Source organism: Rhodovulum sp. PH10, from assembly GCF_000293785.1.
Lineage (GTDB): Bacteria > Pseudomonadota > Alphaproteobacteria > Rhizobiales > Xanthobacteraceae > Rhodoplanes.
This window is the reverse complement of sequence record NZ_AKZI01000104.1, coordinates 1-7,395: the sequence shown is the minus strand read 5'-3', so window position 1 is coordinate 7,395 and position 7,395 is coordinate 1. Positions and strand designations below refer to the sequence as shown.

Below are 7,395 nucleotides of genomic sequence, written 5' to 3'. Positions count from 1 at the left end.
GCCACTGGGCCGGGTCGAAGGCCGCCGTGGCGAGCACCTCGGTCGCCTTGACGATCGATTTGCGTCCGGCCACGGCGTCCTCCCGGCATCCGTTGCGGGGCACCAGTGGCATTGGCCGCCATCTTGTTCGCGCCACACCATTATGGGTTGTGGACGTGAAAGATCAATCCGGAAAGGTGACGGGACGCGCCATCGTCGACGCCTGCCGTGGCGCCTGGAACGCTCGCTTGCCTCACGAGCCTGGGCCAGACGTCGGCCTCCGAGCCCGTTCGGATCGCCGAAGCGCCGGAAGGGTCGCCGCACTCGCCTTCGTGCCGTGGCGCCGATGGCGCGCGGCGAGGGGCCGCGCGTCACAGCATCGAGGGCAGCACGCGGTCGGGCGGGCGGTGGCCGTCCATGAAGGTCTGGATGTTGATGATCACCTTGGTGCCCATGTCGACCCGGCCTTCCAGCGTGGCCGAGCCGAGATGCGGCAGCAGCAGCACCTTGCCGGTGCGGGCGAGGCGCATCAGCTTCGGGTTCACCGCCGGCTCGTGCTCGAACACGTCGAGGCCGGCGCCTGCGATGTCGCCGGTCTCGATCAGCCGGGCGAGCGCGTTCTCGTCGATGATCTCTCCCCGCGCGGTGTTCACCAGATAGGCGCCTTCCTGCATCAGCTTGAGCCGGCGGGCCGACAGGAGGTGATAGGTCGCCGGCGTGTGCGGACAGTTGACCGAGATGATGTCCATCCGGGCGAGCATCTGGTCGAGGCTCTCCCAGTAGGTCGCCTCCAGCGCCTCCTCGATCCGGGCCGGCACCCGCTGGCGGTTGTGATAGTGGATCTGCAGGCCGAACGCCCGCGCCCGCTTCGCCACCGCCTGGCCGATCCGCCCCATGCCGATGATGCCGAGCCGCTTGCCCGAAAGGCGATGCCCGAGCATCCAGGTCGGCGTCCAGCCGGTCCACTGGTTCTCGCCGGTCATCAGATTGGCGCCCTCGGTCAGGCGGCGCGGCACCGCCAGCATCAGCGCCATCGTCATGTCGGCGGTGTCTTCGGTCAGCACGCCCGGCGTGTTGGTGACGGTGATGCCGCGGGCGAGCGCCGCGCCGACGTCGATATTGTCGACGCCGTTGCCGAAATTGGCGATCAGCTTGAGCCGCTCGCCGGCATGGCCGAGCGCGTGGGCGTCGACCCGGTCGGTGACGGTCGGCACCAGCACGTCGGCGTCGGCCATCGCCTCGGCGAGGTCGGCGGAGGTCATCGGCGTGTCGTCGATGTTGAGGCGGGTGTCGAACAGCTCGCGCATGCGCGTCTCGACGCTGTCCGGCAGCTTGCGCGTCACCACCACGACCGGCTTCTTGCGATTTCCCATCTTTCTCGCCCCACCGCTCGGCGCCCGACTGCGTCCGGGAGCCGTTTCGCTCCCGCCCTCGCCCCCGGCGCGCGATCGGCGGAGCCGACCCGGCGCGCGGAGCGGCGGTCCTCCTTCAGTCCTCGTTAACCGTCGTCGGGGACACTGGAATCCCGCGCTCGGAGACGTCTCGAGACGGACCGCGGGTTCTTGTCTACCAGATGGCCGGGATAACACAATGCGCCTGAACCGGCTGCGGACCGTACCCGCTCGGCCCCGCGTGGCTTTCGTCGATCGTGCGTCCGCCGCCCCTCGCCGCAGCGCTGCCGCGCGGCGCACGCGGCTCGCACTGGTCGCGCTGGCGGGGCTGATGCTCGCGGGCGTCGGTGCGCACGCCGAAGACGACGCCGCGCTCACCGGCACCCGGAGCGGCCTGCCGGTGCCGCGCTTCGTCAGCCTCAAGTCGGACCTGGTGAACGTCCGCGGCGGACCCACCAAGGACCACGAGGTCGGCTGGGTCTACACCCATGCCGGCCTGCCGGTGGAGGTGACCGCCGAGTACGAGAACTGGCGCCGCATCCGCGACTGGGAGGGCGCCGAGGGCTGGGTCTATCACTCGCTCCTGTCGGGCAAGCGCACCGCCTTCGTCGCCAAGGCCAAGGGCGACGGCGCGCTGGTGCCGATCCACGAGACCGCCGACCCGAAGAGCGCCGTCACCGCCAATCTCGAGCCGGGCGTGCTCGGCTCCGTCAAACGCTGCACCGGAAAATGGTGCCGGCTGATCGGCAAGGGCTTCGACGGCTGGATCCCGCAGGAGCGGCTGTGGGGCGTCTATCCGAACGAGATCTTGGACTGACCCACTCGTGGGCTGACTCTCGTGGGGCCTACTCGTGGGCGACCATCCGTGGGGGCTCGTCCCCTCGGCTCCGGCTCGTCGTACCGACGCGACAGCGCCGCCTCGAGTCGCAGCATGCATCCGGAAACGAAAACGGCGCCGGTCGCCCGACGCCCTTTCGAAAACCCGGATGGCCACGGCCTTCACTCGGCGGCATCTTCACCGGCCGGCGCATCACACCGTGCGGCCGGCGGCGAGCCGCTTCATCTGCCGCGTTTCACTCGACCACAGTCGGGCCGCCTCATACCAGCGGCGGGAAACTATGACCTCGTCCTGAGGGGCCGCGAAGCGGCCGTCTCGAAGGATGAGGCCCGCACCGTGGCCTCGCCCTTCGAGACGCGGGCGTTCCGCCCGCCCTCAGGACGAGGTCGAACTCAGTCGCCGTCGGTATCACTTGCCCCGCGGCTTGAGCCTGACCACCACGTCGACCCGCGCCACCTCGTAGCCCTCCGGCAAGTCCGGCAGCGCGCCGACCGAGGTGTCCACCGTCGGGATGTCGACCAGCGCGTTCTTGTCCTCGATGAAGAAGTGGTGGTGCTCGGAGACGTTGGTGTCGAAATAGGTCTTCGACCCGTCGACCGCGACCTGCCGCAGCAGCCCGACATCGGTGAACTGGTGCAGCGTGTTGTAGACGGTGGCGAGCGACACCGGCACCCGCGCGCGCGACGCCTCCTCGTAGAGCATCTCGGCGGTGAGGTGGCGATGGCCGCGCCCGAACAGGATCCAGCCGAGCGCCATGCGCTGCAGCGTCGGCCGCAACCCGACACCGCGCAGCATGCTCTTGACGTCGTGCCACGGACAGCCGTTCAGCTCCGGCCGGCTGGCGAAGAAGCTCGCGGTCTCCCCCGTCCGGGTCGTGGACGCGGCCTGTGTCCGAGGGAAATTTCTCTGCATGTCGAATGAACTCGCGCGCATGTCCGGCATCGAAGGAGGTGGTTCCGAGGATCATACCGGCCTCGGGCGCTTCTTGCAACTGCATCGCAATTTCCCGTCTCGTGCGGTGCCGCAAAAAATCGCAGTCGACCGGTCGTCACGGGCGGTTTGACCGCCCCGCGTCGTGTGTTAGGGAAAGACTGTCCGGCCCGACGGACAGATTGTTTCAAGGATCGCGCGGAATGCACAAACGTCGGTCGAGCTTCGAGTACGAAGACCTCCTCGCTTGCGGCCGAGGCGAGATGTTTTCCGAGGGCCCGCAGCTTCCCCTGCCGCCGATGCTGATGTTCGACCGCATCGCCGAGATCGGCGAGGAGGGCGGCGCCCACGGCAAGGGCTTGGTCCGAGCGGAGCTCGAGGTGAAGCCGGACCTCTGGTTCTTTCCCTGTCATTTCAAGGGTGACCCGGTGATGCCGGGGTGCCTCGGCCTGGATGCGCTGTGGCAGCTCGTCGGCTTCTTCCTCGGCTGGGCGGGCTCGGAGGGCAAGGGCCGCGCCCTCGGCCTCGGCGAGCTGAAATTCTCCGGCCAGGTGCTGCCGAGCGTCCGCAAGGTGGTCTACGGCATCGACATCAAGCGGGTGGTCCGCTCCAAGCTGGTGCTCGGGATCGCCGACGGCTGGCTGTCGGCCGACGGCTCCATCATTTATCGCGCATTGGATCTCAAGGTGGGTCTGTTCCGGGACCAGGCGCCGCAGCCCGGCCCGGCGTGACCGGAAGCCGCGGGCGCGACGCTCCCCGAGACGCGGATGCGCCGCCCGCCGCGAAAGCAGGAATCGACGTGATGAAACGGGTCGTCGTCACCGGGATGGGCATCGTGTCGTCCATCGGCAACAACACCCAGGAGGTTCTGGCGAGCCTGCGGGAGGCCCGGTCGGGCATCTCGCGCGCCGACAAGTACGTGGAGCTCGGCTTCCGCTGCCAGGTGCACGGCGCGCCGACGCTCGATACCGAGCAGGCGGTCGACCGCCGGGCGATGCGCTTCCTCGGCGGCGGCGCCGCCTGGAACCACGTCGCCATGGAGCAGGCGATCCGCGATGCCGGGCTCGAGAAAGGCGAGGTCTCCAACGAGCGCACCGGCATCGTCATGGGCTCGGGCGGTCCCTCCACCCGCACGGTGGTCGAGTCGGCCGACATCGCCCGCACCAAGGGGCCGAAGCGGGTCGGACCGTTCGCCGTGCCGAAGGCGATGTCCTCCACCGCCTCGGCGACGCTCGGCACCTGGTTCGAGATCAAGGGCGTCAACTACTCGATCGCCTCGGCCTGCGCGACCTCGAACCACTGCATCGGCAACGCCGCCGAGATCATCCAGCTCGGCAAGCAGGACGTGATCTTCGCCGGCGGCTGCGAGGAGCTCGACTGGACGCTGTCGGTGCTGTTCGACGCGATGGGCGCGATGTCGACCAAGTACAACGACGTGCCGACCCGCGCCTCGCGCGCCTACGACGCCGATCGCGACGGCTTCGTGATCGCCGGCGGCGCCGGCGTGCTGGTGCTCGAGGAGCTCGAGCACGCCAAGGCGCGCGGCGCCAAGATCTACGCCGAGGTCGCCGGCTACGGCGCGACCTCCGACGGCTACGACATGGTGGCGCCCTCGGGCGAAGGGGCGGTCCGCTGCATGCGGATGGCGCTCTCCACCGTCGGCCCGCCGATCGACTACGTGAACCCGCACGCCACCTCCACCGTGGTCGGCGATCTCAAGGAGATCGAGGCGCTGCGCGAGGTGTTCGGCGACAAATGCCCGCCGATCTCGGCGACCAAGTCGCTGACCGGCCACTCGCTCGGCGCCGCCGGCGTGCAGGAGGCGATCTACTCGCTCCTGATGATGAGCAACGGCTTCATCTGCGAGAGCGCCAATATCGACACGATCGACCCGGCCTTCGCCGACATGCCGATCGTCCGCGAGCGCCGCGACGGCGTGACGCTCGGCTGCGTGCTGTCGAACTCGTTCGGGTTCGGCGGCACCAATGCGTCCATCGTCCTGAAGCATCCGGACGCCTGAGGCCCCGCGCCCGGCCGCCGCTCGCGGCGGCCCGGGCCCGTCGCGCCATCGCTCGAAAGGTCACACGGTGTCGTCATCGAGTTGTTCACCGGGGCTCGGGTGCGTCCGCCCGCTGTCACGCGTCTGTTGCAGGGGCGACATAAAAGGAGCAGCGGGATACGAGGACCGGCACGCCCGGCACGCCGCCGCGATGCGTCGCCCGAGGGCCTCGTCAGGGAGATCCGTCCATGAAGACCGAGGACGACGCGGCGTCGCACGCCGTGGTTCGGTTTCCGCCGCGCAGGTCGTTCGTCATGTCGGCTGATCAAGGCGCCGCCAAGGGCGGCCTGATGCTCGGCCGGCGTGGCCTGGTGATGGGCGTCGCCAACAACCATTCGATCGCCTGGGGCATCTCGAAGGCGCTCGCCGCGCAGGGCGCGACGCTCGCTTTCACCTATCAGGGCGAGTCGCTCGGCAAGCGCGTCCGCCCGCTCGCCGAATCGCTCGGCTCCGACCTCGTGCTACCGTGCGACGTCGAGGACCTCGCCTCGGTCGACGGCGTGTTCGACAAGCTGAACGACGCCTGGGGCGGGCTCGACTTCCTGGTCCACGCGATCGCCTTCTCCGACAAGAACGAGCTGAAGGGCCACTACGCCGACACCACGCGCGAAAACTTTTCGCGGACCATGCTGATCTCGTGCTTCTCCTTCACCGAGGTGGCCAAGCGCGCCGCGGCGCTGATGACGCACGGCGGCGCGATGGTGACGCTGACCTATGGCGGCTCCACCCGGGTGATGCCGAACTACAACGTGATGGGCGTCGCCAAGGCCGCGCTCGAAGCGTCGGTGCGCTATCTCGCCGCCGATTTCGGCCCGCGCGGGGTGCGCGTCAACGCGATCTCGGCCGGCCCGGTGCGCACGCTCGCGGGCGCCGGGATCGCCGATGCGCGGTTGATGTTCAACTTCCAGCAGCGCCACGCGCCGCTGCGCCGCACGGTGTCGATCGAGGAGGTCGGCGGCGCCGCGCTCTATCTCCTCTCCGACCTGTCGAGTGGGGTGACCGGCGACATTCACTTCGTCGATTCCGGCTACAACATCATGTCGATGCCGCATCCGGCCGCGCTCAAGACGGTCGACGACGCCGAGACCGCCGCCGAGGCGCGCGCCGCCAAGGACGCCGCGCAGTAAAGCCCCGGCGCCGGCGTGCTCGCCCCCGATCCGCCGCCCGGGTCGCTGCCGCTGCCCGGGCTGGTGTGGGGCTTTCGCATCGCCCCGGACGGCCGTGCCGAGGAGATCGACGCCGAGGCGCCGGTCGACGCCGGTGGCGACGACGGTTTTCTCTGGCTGCACTTCAATCTCGCCGACACCCGCTGCAACGCCTTCCTGAAAACCCTGGCGTTTCCGCCGGAGGCGGTGGAGGCTCTGGTCGGGCCCGACACCCACCAGCAGCTCCAGGCCGAGACCGGCTGCGTCTATGGCGTGATCGCCGACCTGTCGCGCACCTTCGAGGGCGTCACCGACGACATCGCGCTCCTGCACTTCGCGATGACCGACCGCCTTTTGGTGAGCGCCCGCCGCCGCCCGCTCAATGCGGTCGACGCGGTGCGCTGGACGCTGCGGCGCGGCCAGAAGGTTTCGTCCACCGCGGCCCTGCTCGAGCTGATCGTCGACCAGGTCGCCGCGGCGATCGACCGGCTCGCCGACGACATCGCGCTGCACATGGACCGCATCGAGGAGCGCATCCTCGACGGCGGCCGCTCCGATGACCGCCAGTCGCTCGGCGTGTTTCGCCGCACGACGGTGCGGCTGCATCGCCAGCTCACCGGCCTGCGCGTGCTGTTCCACCGGCTGGAGGCGCAGGAGCCCGACGAGCTCGGTCCGGCGCTCGCGCTCGACAGCGCCCGGCTCTCGCAGCGGCTCGACGGGCTCGACCAGGAGATCGAGGCGTTGCGCGAGCGCGCCCGCATGCTGCAGGACGAGATTTCCGGCCAGGTCGCCGAGGAGACCAACCGAAACCTTCGCGTGCTGTCGATCGTCACGATCCTGTTTTTGCCGCCGACCCTGATTGCCGGCTTCTTCGGCATGAATCTTCCGGGCATGCCCTACGCGGAAAACCACGCCGGTTTCTGGGACGGGGTGGTGGTGGCGCTGCTGTCTTCGGCAGCGGTCTACGGGCTGTTGCGCTGGCTCGGGCTGACCGGCGGGCGGGGGTGATACCGGATTCGGCTGATTGATTCCCGAGGCGGGATTCCCGGCTGG

The 7,395-nt window shown here is 69.3% G+C and carries 8 protein-coding genes; 6 read left to right on the top strand and 2 right to left on the bottom strand.

What is annotated here, in order from left to right; translation table 11 throughout:
- Positions 1–350: 350 nt before the first annotated feature.
- Positions 351–1,352: a 2-hydroxyacid dehydrogenase gene (locus tag A33M_RS16470; RefSeq protein WP_008389375.1), complete on the bottom strand. Its 1,002-nt coding sequence runs from the start codon at positions 1,350–1,352 to the stop codon at positions 351–353.
- Between the two features lie 259 nt (positions 1,353–1,611).
- Here A33M_RS16470 and A33M_RS16465 point away from each other — a divergent pair, with 259 nt between their 5' ends.
- The gene (locus A33M_RS16465) at positions 1,612–2,187 is read left to right on the top strand and encodes an SH3 domain-containing protein (RefSeq protein WP_008389374.1); all 576 of its coding nucleotides are present in this window, start codon (positions 1,612–1,614) and stop codon (positions 2,185–2,187) included.
- A gap of 429 nt (positions 2,188–2,616) precedes the next feature.
- On the opposite strand, the gene irr is transcribed toward A33M_RS16465, so the two are convergent.
- Positions 2,617–3,120 carry a Fur family transcriptional regulator Irr gene (irr, locus tag A33M_RS16460; RefSeq protein ID WP_008389373.1) on the bottom strand — a complete coding sequence of 168 codons (504 nt, stop codon included), beginning with the start codon at positions 3,118–3,120 and terminating at the stop codon, positions 2,617–2,619.
- Here irr and A33M_RS24125 point away from each other — a divergent pair.
- The 5 genes from A33M_RS24125 (at position 3,119) to A33M_RS16440 (ending at position 7,350) form a co-directional block, all read left to right on the top strand.
- Positions 3,119–3,271, top strand: a complete 153-nt coding sequence (locus A33M_RS24125) for a hypothetical protein (protein WP_008389372.1) — start codon at positions 3,119–3,121, stop codon at positions 3,269–3,271. The two genes, irr and A33M_RS24125, sit on opposite strands and share 2 nt — an antisense overlap.
- Positions 3,272–3,341: 70 nt before the next feature.
- Positions 3,342–3,869: a bifunctional 3-hydroxydecanoyl-ACP dehydratase/trans-2-decenoyl-ACP isomerase gene (fabA, locus tag A33M_RS16455; protein WP_008389371.1), complete on the top strand. Its 528-nt coding sequence runs from the start codon at positions 3,342–3,344 to the stop codon at positions 3,867–3,869.
- Between the two features lie 71 nt (positions 3,870–3,940).
- Positions 3,941–5,158 carry a beta-ketoacyl-ACP synthase I gene (gene fabB / locus A33M_RS16450; RefSeq protein ID WP_040621149.1) on the top strand — a complete coding sequence of 406 codons (1,218 nt, stop codon included), beginning with the start codon at positions 3,941–3,943 and terminating at the stop codon, positions 5,156–5,158.
- 293 nt (positions 5,159–5,451) lie between these two features.
- A complete protein-coding gene (gene fabI / locus A33M_RS16445) occupies positions 5,452–6,324 on the top strand; it encodes an enoyl-ACP reductase FabI (RefSeq protein WP_040621152.1) in 873 nt (290 codons plus the stop codon).
- A 15-nt stretch (positions 6,325–6,339) separates the two neighbouring features.
- Positions 6,340–7,350 (top strand): transporter, encoded by a 1,011-nt coding sequence (locus A33M_RS16440; protein WP_008389365.1) that lies wholly within the window; start codon positions 6,340–6,342, stop codon positions 7,348–7,350.
- Positions 7,351–7,395: the final 45 nt, after the last annotated feature.